The sequence below is a fragment of the Coprococcus phoceensis genome, assembly GCF_900104635.1.
Classification (GTDB): Bacteria; Bacillota; Clostridia; order Lachnospirales; family Lachnospiraceae; genus Faecalimonas; species Faecalimonas phoceensis.
This window is the reverse complement of sequence record NZ_FNWC01000007.1, coordinates 602,604-619,811: the sequence shown is the minus strand read 5'-3', so window position 1 is coordinate 619,811 and position 17,208 is coordinate 602,604. Positions and strand designations below refer to the sequence as shown.

The 17,208-nt window shown below is 40.3% G+C and carries 16 protein-coding genes, 5 tRNA genes and 1 other annotated feature; of the genes, 3 read left to right on the top strand and 18 right to left on the bottom strand.

Features of this window, described 5'->3' with window-relative positions; translation table 11 throughout:
• The first annotated feature begins 230 nt into the window (after positions 1-230).
• The gene (gene asnA, locus BQ5364_RS06645; RefSeq protein ID WP_004611214.1) at positions 231-1,241 is read left to right on the top strand and encodes an aspartate--ammonia ligase; all 1,011 of its coding nucleotides are present in this window, start codon (positions 231-233) and stop codon (positions 1,239-1,241) included.
• Positions 1,242-1,295: 54 nt separating this feature from the next.
• Here asnA and BQ5364_RS06640 read toward each other — a convergent pair whose 3' ends face one another.
• The gene (locus BQ5364_RS06640) at positions 1,296-2,486 is read right to left on the bottom strand and encodes a coenzyme F420-0:L-glutamate ligase (protein ID WP_004611215.1); all 1,191 of its coding nucleotides are present in this window, start codon (positions 2,484-2,486) and stop codon (positions 1,296-1,298) included.
• A 160-nt stretch (positions 2,487-2,646) separates the two neighbouring features.
• A complete protein-coding gene (cls, locus tag BQ5364_RS06635; protein ID WP_022250314.1) occupies positions 2,647-4,206 on the bottom strand; it encodes a cardiolipin synthase in 1,560 nt (519 codons plus the stop codon).
• 151 nt (positions 4,207-4,357) lie between these two features.
• Between cls and BQ5364_RS06630 the strand changes: the two genes are divergently transcribed.
• On the top strand, positions 4,358-4,618 hold the full coding sequence (locus tag BQ5364_RS06630) for a hypothetical protein (RefSeq protein ID WP_004611217.1): 261 nt from the start codon (positions 4,358-4,360) through the stop codon (positions 4,616-4,618).
• A 35-nt stretch (positions 4,619-4,653) separates the two neighbouring features.
• Here BQ5364_RS06630 and pdxR read toward each other — a convergent pair whose 3' ends face one another.
• Positions 4,654-6,051, bottom strand: coding sequence for a MocR-like pyridoxine biosynthesis transcription factor PdxR (pdxR, locus tag BQ5364_RS06625; RefSeq protein WP_004611218.1), 1,398 nt, complete (start codon positions 6,049-6,051; stop codon positions 4,654-4,656).
• A 4-nt stretch (positions 6,052-6,055) separates the two neighbouring features.
• Positions 6,056-7,723, bottom strand: a complete 1,668-nt coding sequence (locus BQ5364_RS06620; RefSeq protein ID WP_071143883.1) for a glutamine--tRNA ligase/YqeY domain fusion protein — start codon at positions 7,721-7,723, stop codon at positions 6,056-6,058.
• Positions 7,724-8,012: 289 nt separating this feature from the next.
• Between BQ5364_RS06620 and BQ5364_RS06615 the strand changes: the two genes are divergently transcribed.
• Positions 8,013-8,085: transfer RNA gene (locus tag BQ5364_RS06615), tRNA-Thr, on the top strand.
• A 312-nt stretch (positions 8,086-8,397) separates the two neighbouring features.
• Here the strand turns inward: BQ5364_RS06615 and sigH are convergent.
• The 14 genes from sigH to BQ5364_RS06545 all read right to left on the bottom strand — a co-directional run bounded on the left by sigH (position 8,398) and on the right by BQ5364_RS06545 (position 17,141).
• Positions 8,398-9,012, bottom strand: a complete 615-nt coding sequence (gene sigH / locus BQ5364_RS06610; protein ID WP_071143882.1) for an RNA polymerase sporulation sigma factor SigH — start codon at positions 9,010-9,012, stop codon at positions 8,398-8,400.
• 16 nt (positions 9,013-9,028) lie between these two features.
• Positions 9,029-9,781 (bottom strand): 23S rRNA (guanosine(2251)-2'-O)-methyltransferase RlmB, encoded by a 753-nt coding sequence (rlmB, locus tag BQ5364_RS06605; RefSeq protein WP_004611222.1) that lies wholly within the window; start codon positions 9,779-9,781, stop codon positions 9,029-9,031.
• A gap of 9 nt (positions 9,782-9,790) precedes the next feature.
• A complete protein-coding gene (locus BQ5364_RS06600) occupies positions 9,791-10,240 on the bottom strand; it encodes a Mini-ribonuclease 3 (RefSeq protein WP_004611223.1) in 450 nt (149 codons plus the stop codon).
• The gene (gene cysS, locus BQ5364_RS06595) at positions 10,225-11,631 is read right to left on the bottom strand and encodes a cysteine--tRNA ligase (protein WP_022250316.1); all 1,407 of its coding nucleotides are present in this window, start codon (positions 11,629-11,631) and stop codon (positions 10,225-10,227) included. The genes BQ5364_RS06600 and cysS overlap by 16 nt, the downstream gene beginning before the upstream one ends.
• Positions 11,618-12,325, bottom strand: coding sequence for a serine O-acetyltransferase EpsC (gene epsC / locus BQ5364_RS06590; RefSeq protein ID WP_004611225.1), 708 nt, complete (start codon positions 12,323-12,325; stop codon positions 11,618-11,620). Before epsC ends, cysS begins: the two co-directional genes overlap by 14 nt.
• Before the next feature lie 90 nt (positions 12,326-12,415).
• Positions 12,416-12,635: a binding site (T-box leader), on the bottom strand.
• A 46-nt stretch (positions 12,636-12,681) separates the two neighbouring features.
• Positions 12,682-13,776, bottom strand: coding sequence for a GNAT family N-acetyltransferase (locus BQ5364_RS06585; RefSeq protein ID WP_004611226.1), 1,095 nt, complete (start codon positions 13,774-13,776; stop codon positions 12,682-12,684).
• 3 nt (positions 13,777-13,779) lie between these two features.
• Positions 13,780-14,343, bottom strand: a complete 564-nt coding sequence (gene ispF / locus BQ5364_RS06580) for a 2-C-methyl-D-erythritol 2,4-cyclodiphosphate synthase (RefSeq protein ID WP_004611227.1) — start codon at positions 14,341-14,343, stop codon at positions 13,780-13,782.
• A 79-nt stretch (positions 14,344-14,422) separates the two neighbouring features.
• Positions 14,423-14,496 (bottom strand) — tRNA-Met (locus BQ5364_RS06575).
• A gap of 42 nt (positions 14,497-14,538) precedes the next feature.
• Positions 14,539-14,611, bottom strand: a tRNA-Val gene (locus BQ5364_RS06570).
• A gap of 6 nt (positions 14,612-14,617) precedes the next feature.
• Positions 14,618-14,691, bottom strand: a tRNA-Met gene (locus BQ5364_RS06565).
• A gap of 130 nt (positions 14,692-14,821) precedes the next feature.
• Positions 14,822-14,894, bottom strand: a tRNA-Val gene (locus BQ5364_RS06560).
• 98 nt (positions 14,895-14,992) lie between these two features.
• Positions 14,993-16,327 carry an NADP-specific glutamate dehydrogenase gene (gene gdhA, locus BQ5364_RS06555; protein WP_022249945.1) on the bottom strand — a complete coding sequence of 445 codons (1,335 nt, stop codon included), beginning with the start codon at positions 16,325-16,327 and terminating at the stop codon, positions 14,993-14,995.
• A 102-nt stretch (positions 16,328-16,429) separates the two neighbouring features.
• Complete coding sequence (locus BQ5364_RS06550) at positions 16,430-16,783, bottom strand: hypothetical protein (RefSeq protein ID WP_022249944.1); 354 nt, start codon at positions 16,781-16,783, stop codon at positions 16,430-16,432.
• The gene (locus BQ5364_RS06545; protein ID WP_071143881.1) at positions 16,776-17,141 is read right to left on the bottom strand and encodes a PqqD family protein; all 366 of its coding nucleotides are present in this window, start codon (positions 17,139-17,141) and stop codon (positions 16,776-16,778) included. Before BQ5364_RS06545 ends, BQ5364_RS06550 begins: the two co-directional genes overlap by 8 nt.
• Positions 17,142-17,208: the final 67 nt, after the last annotated feature.

The window sequence follows — 17,208 nt, the reverse complement described above, 5'->3', positions numbered from 1 at the left end:
ATTCATACTCTTACATTTATATTCCTTTTTGAAACAATTTTATTTTAACAACAATTCATGACTAACTTGTGTCAGTTATATAAAATCTTTCTAACTCAATTCTTAAGTTTTTCTATGCGAATTCCTTATTTTCTCTTGACACATTGCCATTACTGACACTACACTATTACTATCGTTTGTGTAATTCAAATCCACACGTTCGATAATCTTAGTAAAAAGGAGACTTGCATATGGAACATTTAATCATCCCTGAAGGATACACTGCACCACTTACGATTCGTGAGACAGAAGTTGCAATCAAAGAAATCAAAGACCACTTTGAGCGTGCCCTCGCAAAATCACTGCATCTGACACGTGTATCCGCTCCACTTTTTGTCAAACCGGAGTCTGGACTGAACGACAACTTAAATGGTGTGGAACGTCCAGTAGCGTTTGGAATCAAAGAGCAGAACGATACCCCGGTGGAAATTGTACATTCCCTTGCAAAATGGAAACGCTATGCATTAAAGCGCTACGGTTTTCACTCAGGTGAGGGTTTATATACAGATATGAATGCAATCAGAAGAGACGAGGATACCGATAACATACATTCGATTTATGTCGATCAATGGGATTGGGAAAAAGTAATTTCTAAAGAAGAACGCAATATGGAGACATTGCAGTACACTGTCCGCAAAGTATACGCTGCGCTTCGCGAGACAGAAGAATATATCTCGAGAAGATATAACTACATAGATCCGATTCTTCCGGAAGAGATCACTTTCATCACTTCACAGGAATTGGAAAATCTATATCCTTCTTCCACTCCTAAGGAAAGAGAATATAAGATTGTCAAAGAAAAGGGAGCTGTCTTCATCTCTCAGATCGGAAAAGAATTGATTTCCGGCGAGAAGCATGATGGGCGTGCACCGGATTATGACGACTGGGAATTGAACGGCGATATCATTGTATATTATCCGGTTCTTGACATTGCATTAGAACTTTCTTCCATGGGAATCCGTGTTGATGAGGAAGCATTAGAACGTCAGCTTGGCTTGGCCGGCTGTCCGGAACGGGCGGAACTTGATTTCCAAAAAGCTCTTTTGAATCATGAACTTCCATATACAATCGGCGGAGGTCTTGGACAGTCCCGTATTTGTATGTACTGCCTAAGAAAAGCTCATATCGGAGAAGTACAGTCTTCTACATGGCCGGAAGAGATTGTAGACACAGCTTTTGCTAACGGAATTCGGTTATTATAATTTCTGGTACACCTAAAAATGGTGCTGCATATATTATGCAGCACCATTTTTTTATTAGTTTGTATAATTATCAAAATATCCCTGAACCAATACAACCGGTGTTCCTTTATCTCCTGAGCCACTTGTAAGGTCACACAAAGAACCGATAAGATCTGTCAACTGTCTCGGAGTTGTTCCCTGAGACGCCATATCTCCAACAAGATTATCGCTCTTTTCTCTGATACGCTTTGAAATTGCTTCTTTCAATGCTTCCCCACTTAAATCTTTGAAATCATTATCTGCAAGATATTTTAACTTCACTTCATTCGGTGTTCCAATCAGACCTTCTGTGTAAGCTGGTGATACAACCGGATCAGCAAGTTCCCAGATCTTTCCTTGTGGATCTTTGAACGCACCATCTCCATATACCATAACCTCTACATGCTTTCCAGTCTTATCCAAAATCTGTTTCTGAATATCTTCTACTAAATCAAAACACTCATTCGGGAATAATTTAATTTTGTCTTCTGTCGATTTATTAGATCCCAATAATCCATATTTTGTATTGTATCCGCTTCCATTTACCGATGCATTCAAAATATCGTCTAATCCGCATACTCTTTCTGCGCCATTCTCCCGTAAAATACGTTTTGTTCTAACGCGTGTATGAATATCACAGTTCAACACATTCTTTGTATAGTTTAAGATTGTTCTTGGATTGTTCGCAAAAATAACTTCTACTTCTGCCCCTGCTTCTTTGATGATATTTGCATAGTAATCTACATAATCTACACCTGTAAATTCGTGCTTGTTCTCGCCAAATAATTCTCTGTATTTTTCCAATGTAAGGACATCGCTGTATGGGTTGATTCCTGCCTCATCTAATTTATCCAGTGATACAAGTTCATTTCCCACTTCATCACTTGGGTAGCTTAACATCAAAACAACTTTTTTTGCTCCGGCAGCGATTCCTCTGAGACAGATAGCAAATCTATTTCTTGATAAGATTGGGAAGATTACTCCGATTGTCTCTCCGCCTAATTTTGCTTTTACATCTTCTGCAATGGTATCAATAGAAGCGTAATTTCCCTGTGCTCTTGCTACAATTGACTCTGTAACAGAAATAACATCTCTGTCTCTCAGTTCAAATCCTTCGCTTTTTGCAGCGTCCAATACGCTTTCTACTACAATATCAGCTAAATTATCATTTTCTCTAATGATTGGACAACGAACTCCTCTTGAAATTGTTCCAACTTTTCTTTCCATGTGTTTTTCTCTCCCATCTTACTTTGTAATGTCACGCATTTACAAATCACTTTATTATTGTGTCTTCTTATAAAATACTTTAGCACTGCTTATAAAGCACCGATAGAATTATACTATACTTTCTCCGTGTTATGCAATATTTTTTTCGATATTTGTTTGTTTACATCAAAGGTGCAATCAGTCTTAAAACTCTTCCGACCATCTTCATACCGATTCTTCTTGCTTTCACATCAAGCATCGTAATCTTCTGACATGCTTTTAAAGTATTTTGGAAATCACGTTCAATCTCCCACACGACTGGATTGTTATAAATGAATGTACCACATTCAAAATGGTGATACAAACTGCGATAATCAAGATTGATCGTCCCGACCGTCGCAGTATCATTGTCCGACACAAACACTTTCGCATGTACAAATCCCGGTGTATATTCATAAATCTGCACTCCCGCACTGATCAGTTCTTCATAATAGGTCTGCGCTACTGCAAACGCATACCACTTATCCGGAATATGCGGCATAATAATGATAACTTCAATTCCACATTTTGCTGTATAAGTAAGATTTGTCACCATCTCATTATCTAAAATCAGGTATGGCGTCATAATGTGCACGTATTTTTTTGCATGATTCAGCAAATGAAAGTACACCTGCTCTCCAATATTTTCATGATCAAATGGGCTGTCTGCATACGGAAGCACAAAACCAAGTTCTCTTCTGATGTCAAGTGACTTAGGGGTAAGATATTTCGCATAATCTTCCTTTCCCCGCTCGCTGACATTCCACATCTGAAGAAACATCATCGTAAAGTTCTGAACTGCCTCTCCCTTTAACATGACTGCCGTATCCTTCCAGTGTCCGAAACGGACTTTCTGATTAATATACTCATCCGCCAGATTGATTCCCCCAGTAAACGCAACACGTCCATCGATCACACATATTTTCCTGTGATCTCTGTTATTCTGATGTGAAGAGAGAACCGGTTTGATCGGGCTGAACATCTTACATTTAATTCCATATTTTTTCATCGTCTTCGGATAATGGTAAGGCAGTTGTACCATACTGCACATTCCGTCATACATGAAACGGACCTCCACACCTTTCGAGACCTTATCAATGAGAATATCCAGTATCTCATTCCACATGATACCTTCTTCCACTATAAAATACTCTAGAAAAATATATTTTTCTGCAAGTCTTAACTGCTTTTTCATCTCCTTGAATTTATTTTCACCAAGGGGAAAATACGTCACTTCTGTATTGCGATGCACAGGAAATGCCGCCTGATGTGTCAGATAATGTGCAAGATTGGCATTGGCAGGCTTCGATACACGAAGCGCCTCCACCGTCTCCTTATCCTGTTTCATAAATGGCGATGTCGCATCATTCAATGTCCTGAGGCGATGGTCCAAATAACTTGTTCCAGGCTGTATTTTCATAAACAGATAAAACACTGTTCCCACAATCGGAATTAAAAGGATAAACAATATCCACGAAGTCTTAAACGCAGGATTGCTTTTACTGTTTATAATATAAACGACAGAAATCACTTCCAACACGATAAAAATCACATAAATGTAAGTTGCATAGTCTTCCAAATATGTGACTGTCCCTACAATCAAAGCAATCTGGATGATCAATAATACCGCAAGCAACGAAATTCTGCTAAATACAATACTCAATATTCCCTTTTTCGCTTTTTTTACAGGTTCTTTGTTCAATACTCTCACTTCCTTTTCTACTATATAAGAGTTAGTCTAACACAATTCTGATACAGAAACAACAATCGGCTGAATTCCCCTTTCATTTTTCCGACAAAAGTATTATAATGTTTTTCAATGAATCATATTATTTTCAGAAAGGAGTCATCATATGTCAAAAAAATGGAGTAAATTTTTATTAGCACTTGCAGGCATTGGTGCTGCAATCGGCATTGGAATTGCATTTTTCAAGAAAAAGCAACATACACTTGACGATAACAGTGAATTTTCAGATGATTTTGAAGATGAGGATTTTGATCTGGACAGTGACTTAGAACCAGTCACCCAAAGATCTTATGTTTCGCTCAATCAGGAGACAGAGGAGACACCCGCCGAGGAAGAAACCTCATCTGAACAGGACGCAGAAGTATAAAAGAAATAAAAGGAGTTCCACAGTTGGAACTCCTTTTATTTCCATATCTCACACAGGATGTTGCTCGCATCTCGAATCGCTTCTTCACTCATATTTGCATATCCGAGCAATATCGTTGCTTTTGCGTTTTTTTGTTCATCAATATCATATTCTGACAATCCATAAACTCTGATTTCTTTTTCTTCCGCCTGTCTGATCAGTTCTTTTTCTTTTTCTCCCGATGGAAACGTTAAAAGTAAATGTACTCCTGCATGCTCTCCCGAAATGCTGCATCTCGTAAGCAACGGTTTTAACCCAGCCATTAATATATCATGTCTGTTTTTATAAAGTGCTCTCATTTTATTCAGATGACGCTCATAATATCCTTCTTCGATAAACCGTTGGATAATAAACTGATCGACTTTTGAGACCGTCGAGCTTAAAAATCTGCACTTTTCATTATATGCTGTAAGAAGTCGTTTTGGAAGTACCATGTAACTGATTCGGATTGCCGGCGCCAGCGACTTTGAAAAAGTCCCAAGATAAATCACTTTATCATTCATATCATATCCCTGCAATGCCGGAATCGGTCTTCCTTTGTACCGAAACTCACTGTCATAATCGTCTTCTATAATATATCTTTCTTCGGATTCTCCCGCCCATCTGAGCAGTTCCATTCTTCTTTTGATCGGCATAACGATACCAAGCGGATATTGGTGAGACGGCATAACATATGCGGTGTCTGCATTCGATTCACACAATTTTGAGACTTCCATTCCATATTTATCCATATCAATCGTCATCACTTCACAGGAAAGATTTCGAAACAAACGATACGCCTGCTTGTAAGTAGGATTCTCAAATGCAACCTTTCGTTGCTCTCCCATCACCATGCTAAGCAGCATAAGCAGATAATCATTTCCCGCACCGACAATAATCTGTTCCGGCTGACAATTCACTCCACGTGCCTGATACAGGTAGTTACGGATTGCATTTCGAAGCCCCTCTTCTCCCTGTGAATTTCCGAGACGGAACAAGTCCGTTCGATCGTCCACCAATATTTCTTTTGATAATTTTCTCCACACATTATACGGGAAGCTGCTCAAATCAATTCCACGCGGGCTGAAATCATAACGGTATTTTTTCTTCTCGGTTTTCTCTCCTGCTTTTGATACCATGTTAAGCTCCGCAAATTGATACAATCCTTCCAATTGTGCGGCAAAAAAGCCTTTACACGGCTCCGACTCAATATACCCTTCCGACAAAAGCTGTTCATATGCCAGCTCTACCGTACTTCGGCTCACCTCCAAATGTCTGGAGAGAGCCCGTGTAGAAGGCAGTTTTTCTCTGCAGGCAATCCGCCCGCTTTGAATCTCTGTCTTAATATGCCGGTAAATCTGCTCATACAGTGGCATATCCGATTTTGTCTTCAAATTGATTGTCAATTCATTCATCTGTTTATTTTGGCAGTTTGAAAGAGCTCTTCAAGGATACGATACGGTTAAATACAAGCGCATCCGGTTTTGAATCTTTCGCATCAATACAGAAATATCCGTTTCTCACAAACTGGAAGCTGTCATATGCTTTTGCATCGTCAAAGCTTGGCTCTAAATAGCAGTCTTTCAAGATTGTCAATGAATTTGGATTCAAGTTCAAAGAACCGTCCTCTTTATTGTAAACACCTTTTTCTTCGTCAACAATATTTTCATAAAGACGTACTTCTGCTTTCACTGCATATGGAGCTGGTACCCAGTGAATCGTACCTTTTACTTTTCTTCCTGTAAATCCACTTCCACATTTTGTCTCTTGATCATACGTACAGTGAATCTCTGTGATATTACCGTTTTCATCTTTTACAAAGCTTTCACATTTTACAAAATACGCATGCATCAGGCGCACTTCGTTTCCTGGGAACAAACGGAAATATTTTTTCGGTGGCTCTTCCATAAAGTCTTCTCTCTCAATGTAAAGCTCTCTGCAGAAAGGTACTTTACGGTATCCTAATTCTTCATTTTCCAAATTATTTGCCACATCCAAATATTCAACCTGTCCTTCCGGATAATTGTCGATGATCAGCTTGATCGGATCAAGCACTGCCATCATACGTGATTTTTTCATCTTCAAATCTTCACGGATACAGTATTCTAACATTGCGTAGTCCACAGAGCTGTTGCTCTTAGACACTCCGCAGAGATCTACGAACATCTTCAATGATTCCGGTGTAAATCCACGTCTTCTAAGTGCCGCAATTGATACAAGTCTTGGATCATCCCATCCATCTACAATACCGTCTTCGACTAATTTTTTGATATATCTCTTTCCTGTCACCACATTTGTCAAATATAATTTTGCAAACTCAATCTGTCTTGGTGCCGGTTCAAACTCACATTCTCTTACAACCCAGTCATACAGTGGTCTGTGATCTTCAAACTCTAATGTACAGATAGAATGTGTGATTTTCTCAATCGCATCTTCAATCGGATGTGCGAAATCGTACATTGGGTAAATACACCATTTATCACCTGTATTGTGATGCGTCATATGTGCCACACGGTAAATGATCGGGTCACGCATGTTGATGTTCGGTGATGCCATATCGATTTTTGCACGGAGCACTCTCTCCCCATCTTCAAACTCTCCATTTTTCATCGCCTCGAACAGCTCTAAATTCTCTTCCACCGTACGTTCACGGTACGGGCTGTTTCTTCCCGGTTCTGTCAAAGTTCCTCTGTACTCGCGAATCTCTTCCGCTGTCAGATCACATACATATGCTTTTCCTTTTTTGATTAATTTCACAGCACATTCATACATCTGGTCAAAATAATCTGATGCAAAAAACAGATTGTCTTTCCAGTCTGCTCCAAGCCATTTGATATCTTCTTTAATAGACTCTACAAATTCCACTTTCTCTTTTGTTGGATTCGTATCATCAAAACGCATATGGAATGTACCGTTATATTTCTGTGCCAATCCATAGTTCAGCAAAATAGATTTTGCATGTCCGATATGAAGATATCCATTCGGCTCCGGCGGGAATCTTGTGCATACCGTATCATATACACCTTCTCTTAAATCTTTTTCAATTTCCTGTTCTATAAAATTTTTTGAAACTACTTCGTTTTCCATGTCATTCCTCCACTATCTATTCTTCTTCCGTAAAATCCAAGACCACTTCACAGAAGATTCACTTTATTCTATAGGATACCATAAAATAAAGTTTGGAACAACACGTAATCTGCATTTTGCTATGATTTCTCTGTAACTTTCACGTAGGTACATCCATGCTCCATAAAATTGTCTTCATCTATTAGACAGCGAATTCCCTAAAATGGTTTCACTTCGAAAATTTTTTACTAAAAATAACATTGACAGATGAAACAAGCTATAGTAATATAAATTTGTTGTAAAAATATATGCTGCTGTGGCGCAGTCGGTAGCGCGTCGCCTTGGTAAGGCGGAGGTCACGGGTTCAAGTCCCGCCAGCAGCTGTACTCAGAACCTTTGATTTTTCAATGGTTCTTTTCTTTTTATCATATCAAATTCAAAATTCCACGATTTTTTACAATATAAGAAATACTGTACATTGGTAATAGTATACTTACCCAGGGAGCTGATGAGGTGCTATGCCAGCCACCCAGTAGAAAGGGGGTTGGTGCTTATGGTAACATGGTCTGATTTGTTTTCCTTTATCGCTATGCTTTGTGCAGTGATTACCCTTGTAACTAACAACAAACGCAAAAATAGCGCCACACCCGCAAAGTGTAGCGCTATTTTGTAATACATATTTCGCCGGGTGTCTTCTATATCTGTACAATCCCTGCCATTTTCGCTTTAATTCGCTGCAATGCATTATCAATGGATTTTGGGCTTTTATCCAAAAGCTTTGCAATCGTCTGATAATCGATTCCCAACAAATGCAAATGCAGTACCTGATTTTCCAGATCACTCAACCTTTTTTTTAACTCCTGCTCAATCATCTGCAGATATTCTTTATTCAGGAATAACTCCTCTGGATTATTGTCTTTCATTGTCTGAATCGTCTCGATCAGAGGCTGCTGTTTTTCTTCTTGTGTATCCTCTCCCTGCTCGTACAGGGAAATATAAGAGTTCAACGGCATATGTTTCTGCCTCTGAGACGCTTTGATTGCACTGTACATCTGTCTTGATATGCAAAGATCCGCAAAACTTGCAAAGGACGTTCCCTGCTCACTGTCATAATCACGCACCGCTTTGAAAAGTCCGATCATCCCCTCCTGAATCAAGTCATCGTTTTCCCCGCCGAGAAGATACATCTCTTTCGCCTTTTTCTTCACAAGAAATTTATACTTATCCATGACATAATCGGTAATTTCCTGTTCCCCTGCCCGCAGATTGCAGATTAGCTGCTCATCTGTCATTTTTCCATAATCAGACATTCTTTTTCTCCTAAAACTACTGCAAACGCTGTCTTACAATCTCATATGCTAATACACCTGCCGCCACAGATGCATTCAAAGAATCAATGTCACCTTTCATCGGAATAGATGCGATGAAATCACATTTTTCTTTCACAAGCCGGCTTACTCCATCTCCTTCATTTCCAATAACCATCCCGATTGGACCTGTCAGATTCAGTCGGTACATGGATTCGCCGCCCATATCTGCACAGACAAACCATAACCCTTTTTCTTTCAGCTCTTCCATTGTTTTTGCGAGATTTGTCACCTTTGCGACCGGAGTATAATTAAGCGCTCCCGCAGATGTCTTTGCAACAGTAGCTGTAAGCCCGACTGCACGTCTCTTTGGAATGATCACGCCATGTGCCCCTGCAAGGTTTGCGGTACGGATGATCGCACCAAGATTATGTGGATCTTCAATGTTATCAAGCAAAATCAAAAACGGATCTTCGCCCTTCTTCTTTGCCAGTTCCAACATGTCTTCCACTTCTGAATACTCATAGGCCGCTGCATATGCAATCACACCTTGATGTTTCTTTGTCTCAGAAATCTGATCCAATCGTTCTTTTGTCACAAAATTAATGATAGTATCATGTTTTTTCGCCTCTCTGATAATTGTGCGGACCGGACCATCCTGACAGCCGTCAAGCACAAACAGCTTATCCACAGGTTTACCGGAGCGAAATGCCTCAATCACTGCATTGCGTCCCTCAACCATCAAATTTTCTACCTTTATCTCTTCGCTCATATAAGCCTCCTACACTTCTTTTTCTTTCAAACTGTCCAGACCGATTTTCACCAAATCCAACATTCGTTTCCATTCTTTTTTCAAATACAGATATCCGAGCAACGCCTCGAATCCGGTTGCTCTTCTATAATCGGTAATCGATTGATTTTTTGCCGGAGATACCGATTTTGCGTTTCTTCCACGCTTGTAAACAGCATGTTCTTCTTCTGTCAGCTCTTCCTGCATCGCGCGCATCATGAGAGACTGGGTGGACGCCTGAACATACATGCTGGTCTCCTTGTGCAGCTTATTCACCTGGCGGTTGCCTTGATTGATCACAAGGCTTTTGATAATCAAATCATATATACTATCTCCTATATATGCCAATGTAAGAGGTGAATAACTGTGAACATCCACCTCTTTCATTTGAAAAACTTCTTGCATATAGGAATCAAATTCAAACCCTACGCTCTTTTCCATTTTACTCCTTCACGTGTATCCTCTAAAATAATTCCTTTTTCCAACAACTCGTTACGAATCTCATCTGCACGTTTAAAATTCTTTTCTTTTCTCGCCGCCTGGCGCTCCTCGATCAGCTTTTCAATATCTTCTGCAAGCAGCTCCTCTTCTTTTTCTACGATCAATCCAAGTACATCTGCCAGCTTCACAATCAGATCATGAAGTCCTTTCAAATACTCTTTTGAACTTTCTGCTGTCGCAGTCGTATTTGCAAATTTTACAAGTTCAAAAATAGAAGCAATTGCATCGGCAGTATTAAAATCATCTTCCATCGCCGTCTCAAAGCCCTCCACGAATTCTTTCGTCTTTTCGAAGGTTTCCTTCTCCACATCTGTCATCGCCTCAGCCGAAGTTGCATTTTCCAAATGTTTCAGATTATCCACAGCGGTCACGATACGTGTGAGACCATTTTTTGATGCTTCCATTAAATCAGCACTAAAGTTCAACGGGCTTCTGTAATGTGCACTCAGCATAAAGAAACGAAGTACCTGAAGGTCATACTGTTCGCTGATTTCTCTCACTGTTCTGAAGTTACCAAGTGATTTTGACATCTTACGGTTATCAATATTTAAAAATGCATTGTGCATCCAATACCTTGCAAACTCTTTTCCATTTGCCGCCTCACTTTGTGCAATCTCGTTTTCATGGTGCGGGAATACAAGGTCCTCCCCTCCCGCATGGATGTCAATCTGATCTCCGAGATATTTTTTCGACATCACAGAACACTCAATATGCCATCCAGGACGTCCGTCACACCAAGGCGACTCCCACGCCGGCTCTCCTTCTTTTTTCGGTTTCCAAAGAACAAAATCCAACGGATCTTCTTTTTCGTCTTCCCCCGACACTAACAGAGAGCGTCCTCCTGACTGCAGATCATCCAGATTCTTATGAGAAAGCTTTCCATACTCATCAAACTTTCTTGTACGGAAATACACCGTACCATTCTTTTCGTAAGCATATCCTTTGTCGATCAATTCCTGAATCATCTCGATCATGCCACAGATTTCTTCTGTTGCAAGCGGATGCTTTGTGGCAGGCTTCACGTTCATCCCAGCCATATCTTTTTTGCATTCTGCAATGTATCTTTGCGAAATCTCATTTGCAGATACACCTTCCTCAATCGCTTTTTTGATAATCTTATCATCGACGTCTGTAAAGTTTGATACAAAGTTCACATCATAGCCTTTGTACTCAAAATAACGTCTCACTGTATCAAATACAATCATCGGTCTTGCATTTCCGATATGGATAAAATTGTATACCGTCGGACCGCAGACATACATCTTAACTTTTCCTTCTTCCAACGGAATAAATTCTTCTTTTCTTCTTGATAATGTGTTATATAATTTCATAATGTCCTCCTTCTTGTGCATCATCTGCGTCCTTCTTAGTGACACATCTGAGCTGACTTTCTAATTCTTTTAATTGTTTTTTCAATTTCAGATTATCCTGATGAAGTTCTCTTAGGTCATTCAGTACCGGATCCGGTAAATGCACCTGATCCATATCTGTTCTCGGGATTTTTTTATCACCCATTCTCACAATTCTTCCCGGTACACCGACCACCGTACAATTTGGCGGGACTTCTTCCAGAACAACTGAGCCTGCACCTATCTTTGAGTTCTCCCCTATCGTGAAAGAGCCAAGAATCTTCGCTCCGGCGCTCACCATAACATTGTCTTCCAACGTCGGATGCCGTTTCCCCTTTTCCTTTCCGGTTCCTCCAAGTGTGACTCCCTGATACAGTGTCACATTGTCACCGATCACCGTCGTCTCTCCTATGATCACACCGCTTCCGTGATCGATAAAGAGCCCTTTTCCGATGGTCGCCCCCGGATGAATCTCTATCCCGGTCTTTCTGGCAGCACGCTGCGAAACCCATCTCGCAAGAAAATAGTGTTTGTTCAAAAACAGCTTATGTGCCACCCGATAACTCAATATGGCTTTAAAACTGGAATAAAGAAGCACCTCCATCCCTGTCTTGATGGCAGGATCTCGTTCTTTGATTACGTTTAATTCCTCTTTTATATATGATATCATTCCCATCAACGTTCCTCCCAAATTCACAGATCTTCTATGTCGCAATTATTGCACAGGCGAAATTTCCTGTGCAATAAAAAACTTCGCCTCTAATACTCTAGAGACGAAGTTCAATCCGCGGTTCCACTCTAATAAAGGAATCTCCTTCCTTCACTTGATGCATGTAACGTATGCTGCCCGAATTCGACTACTGTCTGTTCGCCAAACCAACTCCCGAATGCACTTCATATATTCTTTCCTCAAAATTGCTTTCAGCCGATGGCAATCTCTCTCTGTCAGTTCCAAATATACTACTCTTTTCGTTCTAAGTCTTTCTCACTATATTTATACAGTTTATGAAAATTTTTTTGTTTTGTCAACCTTTATACTACTTCATTCAAAAAAACTTTTGACAACGGAATAAATTTTTTAAGATTTTCTTTTAATTCTTTTTCGAGATGCCTATCTTCTTTGGAGGGATAGCCAAACATGAAATTTGTGAGTTCTCCAACAGAAATTGCTCCGCAGGAATGCTCCGGTGTTTCACATCTTCCCACAACAGTCACGCCGTTCAGTGCATCTCCAACAATATGAAAGATATGATGGTTCTCTTCCAAAAATGAATCTATAACTTGTACATAAAAATCCACATCTTCTTTTAAAGAAAAGCATTTTAAGAAGGTCTCTAAATGCAAAATCCGCACCATGATCATCGGCACTTCTTTTTCTGTTCCATATGCACCGCATTTTACACGTTCCTGTTCATTTCCAGTTAATGTATAAACGGCATGCAAAAAATCTTCTTCTCTCAAAAACAGTGGTTCACGAATCTCATACCGCTCCCCTTTCGCATAACAGTACATTCCCACGATGTGATCATCTCTCTTTGCCATGACAATTCCACCTTGTTCACTTTTCTGCTCTGCGAGAACCGTTCTATAATACTTCTCATCCCGCACTGCCACAACCTGCTCATCCTCCAGAAATTGATTTGCAAATTCTGCAAGTTTTACACAGTCCTTCTCATCTGCAAGGACAATCTTTAGCGTCTCTTCTTTTTTCTCTCTCCCCGACACTTCACATTGCCCTTGATTGTAGACAAATCGAAAATCATACGGATAGTATATTGCCTCCGCAGCCGGCATCAAAAACGTAAATGGTTCTTTTCTGTCATACATTTCTCGCATCACATGTTTTAAAAGCCGTCCCATCAGCCCACGTTTCCGGTATTTTTCATCTGTCGCAACCGCAATAATGTAGTTCGTAGAAAAGCTGGCTTTGTTCACACGCAGCCGGTAAGGATTCAGTTGGAGCATTGACCGAATCGTTTGATCTTCTTCCATGACAAAAATCTCATTTTCAGCTGTTTTAATACTATAATAATAATCCAAAAACGCCTCCGTATCTTCGGTAAAAATCTCCTCCCAAAGTCTCCGCGTCTTCTCATGTTCCGTCTTTTCTAATTTTCTCAGATTCATTCTTTACGCTTCCTTACCATTGCTTCTTACACACCCTCTGCAACCGACGCAATTTTTTTCTTCACTGTCAGCCACTTTATAGCTGGCAAGATTTGTAATCTTTTCAATCGCACAGATTGCCTGAGAAGAAATTCCATCTCCATTCCCTGTAAATCCAAGACCTTCTTCTGTCGTCGCCTTTACATTTACCTGATCCACCTCGATTTTCAACGCCTCGGCAATATTTTTTCTCATCATCTCTATATGCGGCAGCATCTTTGGGCGCTGTGCAATAATCGTAGCATCAATATTCTCAATCACATAAAGATGCTCGTCCAAAAGTTTTCCCACATGCTGAAGCAGGAGAATACTGGAAATTCCTCTATATCGCTCATCGCTGTCCGGAAAATGCTTTCCGATATCTCCAAGTGCCGCTGCTCCCAAAAGTGCATCCATAATTGCATGAACAAGCACATCCGCATCAGAATGACCGAGCAGTCCTTTCTCGTATGGAATATTCACGCCCCCTAAAATTAAATCTCTTCCCTCTGTCAATTTATGCACATCATATCCTAATCCTACTCTCATCTATGCCACTCTCCTTTTTATGGAATTTTTTATTACGCAAAAAGAGGCTAACGCACCAGCATCAACCCCTTCTTCTTAGTAGCGGGAACTGGATTTGAACCAGCGACACCACGGGTATGAACCGTGTGCTCTAGCCAACTGAGCTATCCCGCCATATTCTGTTTGAAATACACCTCACTGCTAAGTGAAATGTTATGGGACCAATAGGGCTCGAACCTATGACCCTCTGCTTGTAAGGCAGATGCTCTCCCAGCTGAGCTATGATCCCATATAGTAGCGGGAACTGGATTTGAACCAGCGACACCACGGGTATGAACCGTGTGCTCTAGCCAACTGAGCTATCCCGCCTTGCTGTGAACACTTAGTGACAGTTCTCTTGTCACTTACGTGCGATGCACATCGACGCCCTTAGTGAGGTTCTTTCGAACTTAGTAGTCGATGCTATATTACCACATTCGATAATATGATGGTAATATCATGGGACCAATAGGGCTCGAACCTATGACCCTCTGCTTGTAAGGCAGATGCTCTCCCAGCTGAGCTATGATCCCATATGCTTGCGGGTTATCTCTAACCCGCTCTGCTATTATACTATCATCTTCGACAAAATGTCAACACTTTTTTTAATTTTTTTTATTTTTTCAAATTTTTACACAATTCCCTGTGCTGTCATAGCCTCTACAACCTTCTCAAATCCGGCGATATTGGCACCTACTACGTAATTTCCTTTTGCTCCGTATTTCTCAGCAGCATCTGCCATATTGTGGCAAATATTTACCATAATACCTTTCAACTTGCTGTCAACTTCTTCGAATGTCCAGCTCAGACGTTCGCTGTTCTGTGACATCTCAAGCGCAGATGTAGCAACTCCACCAGCATTTGCAGCCTTACCTGGTGCGAACAATACACCATTTGCCTGAAGATATTCCGTAGCTTCCATTGTTGTAGGCATGTTTGCACCTTCTGCCACTGCAATAACACCGTTGGCAACTAACGCTTTTGCATCCTCTAAATGTAATTCGTTCTGAGTTGCACATGGAAGAGCGATATCCACTTTCACATTCCATACGCCTCGTCCTTCATGATATTCAGAGTTTGGACGATAATTTTTATATTCTGTCAAACGCGCACGTTTTACTTCTTTGATCTCTTTCAATGCCGCAACATCAATTCCTTCCGGATCGTATACCCATCCTGTAGAATCACTCACTGTCACAACTTTTGCTCCAAGCTCCTGTGCTTTTTGTGTTGCGTAGATTGCAACATTACCAGAACCTGACACTGCAACTGTCTTGCCTGCAAGTTCGATTCCATTTAATTTCAGCATCTCTTCTGTCAGATATAACAGACCATATCCTGTTGCTTCTGTTCTCGCAAGAGATCCACCATAACTTAATCCTTTTCCTGTAAGCACACCTTCGTATACTCCGCGAATGCGTTTGTACTGTCCGAACATGTAACCGATCTCTCTTGCTCCTGTTCCGATATCTCCTGCTGGAACGTCTGTATCTGCTCCAATATATTTACACAATTCTGTCATAAAGCTTTGGCAGAATGCCATTACTTCTCTGTCTGATTTTCCTTTTGGATCAAAATCAGAACCACCTTTTCCTCCACCGATTGGAAGTCCAGTCAATGAGTTTTTGAAAATTTGTTCAAAACCTAAGAATTTGATAATACCTAAGTTTACAGAAGGATGAAGACGTAATCCACCTTTGTATGGTCCGATCGCACTGTTGAACTGTACACGGTATCCTGTGTTAACCTGAACCTGTCCGTTATCATCTACCCAAGGCACTCGGAATTTGAACTGTCTTTCTGGTTCAACAAGTCTTTCTAAAAGCGCGTCCTTTCTGAATTTCTCTTCATTCGCTTCCACAACAACTCTAAGAGATTCCAACACCTCTTTTACAGCCTGATGAAATTCAGGTTCTGCTGGGTTTTTTTTCACAACTAATTCAATTACCTCATCTACATATGACATATTGTTTTCCTCCTAAATAATAAAATTAGCCGCACAGAATCCATCTGCACGGCCCCATTGCCTCATTACACTTTATCAGTATAACGTGTTGTCCTATGAAAGTCAAGATTTTTTTAGATAATATACTTTTTTTCCTTTTATCATATCCTCTCTCAAAATCTCGTTCTTTGTCATGTATTCAAGAAACGGATTGATAAACTCTTTCGGATTCGTCACACCCATCTTATTTTTACTGTAAAACTGTCCCACCTGAACATCCTTGATCAACTGTTCAATCTCATTTTTCCGAAGATATTCTTTCTTTTTCAGTTCCTTTTTCACAATCTTGCAGCACTTTGCATATAGCATCCTTGCAAGCTCCTGTGACTGGCTCTGTGCTTTTTTCAGTCCCCACGCATAGAGAACTGCCCCAAGAACCGCAAACATTAAAATATAGATTACATATCTACTAAGCATCTTTTCTTTCCTCTTTCAACAACACAAACTTATTGTCCCTCATAATCTCAACAAATTTAATCAGTCTTTCATAAACCGGATCCGCTTTTTTCCCAAACTCCTGCCTCACCAGCTCGGCAACCTCATGCATATCTCTTTTTCCGTCTAACTGTTTCCACACAAAGCTTCCGAGTGCATCCATCGCAATCTCGCTCTGCTTTGGTCTGTGAAATACTTTCTGTGCAAGCCAATGATAGAATCCTTTCCACTCAATGATCAGGTATACCAAACCATCTTCTTTTTCCTTCCATGCATAAGCCGGATTCTTCATAAACACATAATCCAAATAATTCTCTTTCTTTTCTTTCTTCCGTCCCATAGCTCTATCAGCCTTTCCGTTAAAATAGAGTTTTTTATATCATAACAAATTTCATGCAGCCTGTCAA

What these genes read in the sequence shown, in the direction of transcription:
- BQ5364_RS06630 (WP_004611217.1), top strand. Translation starts at nt 4,358, where the DNA reads ATGTCAAAAAAATGGAGTAAATTTTTATTAGCACTTGCAGGCATTGGT.
- cysS (WP_022250316.1), bottom strand. Translation starts at nt 11,631, where the DNA reads ATGAAATTATATAACACATTATCAAGAAGAAAAGAAGAATTTATTCCG.
- asnA (WP_004611214.1), top strand. Translation starts at nt 231, where the DNA reads ATGGAACATTTAATCATCCCTGAAGGATACACTGCACCACTTACGATT.
- rlmB (WP_004611222.1), bottom strand. Translation starts at nt 9,781, where the DNA reads ATGAGCGAAGAGATAAAGGTAGAAAATTTGATGGTTGAGGGACGCAAT.
- BQ5364_RS06550 (WP_022249944.1), bottom strand. Translation starts at nt 16,783, where the DNA reads ATGCTTAGTAGATATGTAATCTATATTTTAATGTTTGCGGTTCTTGGG.
- BQ5364_RS06620 (WP_071143883.1), bottom strand. Translation starts at nt 7,723, where the DNA reads ATGGAAAACGAAGTAGTTTCAAAAAATTTTATAGAACAGGAAATTGAA.
- ispF (WP_004611227.1), bottom strand. Translation starts at nt 14,343, where the DNA reads ATGAGAGTAGGATTAGGATATGATGTGCATAAATTGACAGAGGGAAGA.
- BQ5364_RS06600 (WP_004611223.1), bottom strand. Translation starts at nt 10,240, where the DNA reads ATGGAAAAGAGCGTAGGGTTTGAATTTGATTCCTATATGCAAGAAGTT.
- BQ5364_RS06545 (WP_071143881.1), bottom strand. Translation starts at nt 17,141, where the DNA reads ATGGGACGGAAGAAAGAAAAGAAAGAGAATTATTTGGATTATGTGTTT.
- gdhA (WP_022249945.1), bottom strand. Translation starts at nt 16,327, where the DNA reads ATGTCATATGTAGATGAGGTAATTGAATTAGTTGTGAAAAAAAACCCA.
- BQ5364_RS06585 (WP_004611226.1), bottom strand. Translation starts at nt 13,776, where the DNA reads ATGAATCTGAGAAAATTAGAAAAGACGGAACATGAGAAGACGCGGAGA.
- epsC (WP_004611225.1), bottom strand. Translation starts at nt 12,325, where the DNA reads ATGGGAATGATATCATATATAAAAGAGGAATTAAACGTAATCAAAGAA.
- BQ5364_RS06640 (WP_004611215.1), bottom strand. Translation starts at nt 2,486, where the DNA reads ATGGAAAGAAAAGTTGGAACAATTTCAAGAGGAGTTCGTTGTCCAATC.
- sigH (WP_071143882.1), bottom strand. Translation starts at nt 9,012, where the DNA reads ATGTCTGATTATGGAAAAATGACAGATGAGCAGCTAATCTGCAATCTG.
- pdxR (WP_004611218.1), bottom strand. Translation starts at nt 6,051, where the DNA reads ATGAATGAATTGACAATCAATTTGAAGACAAAATCGGATATGCCACTG.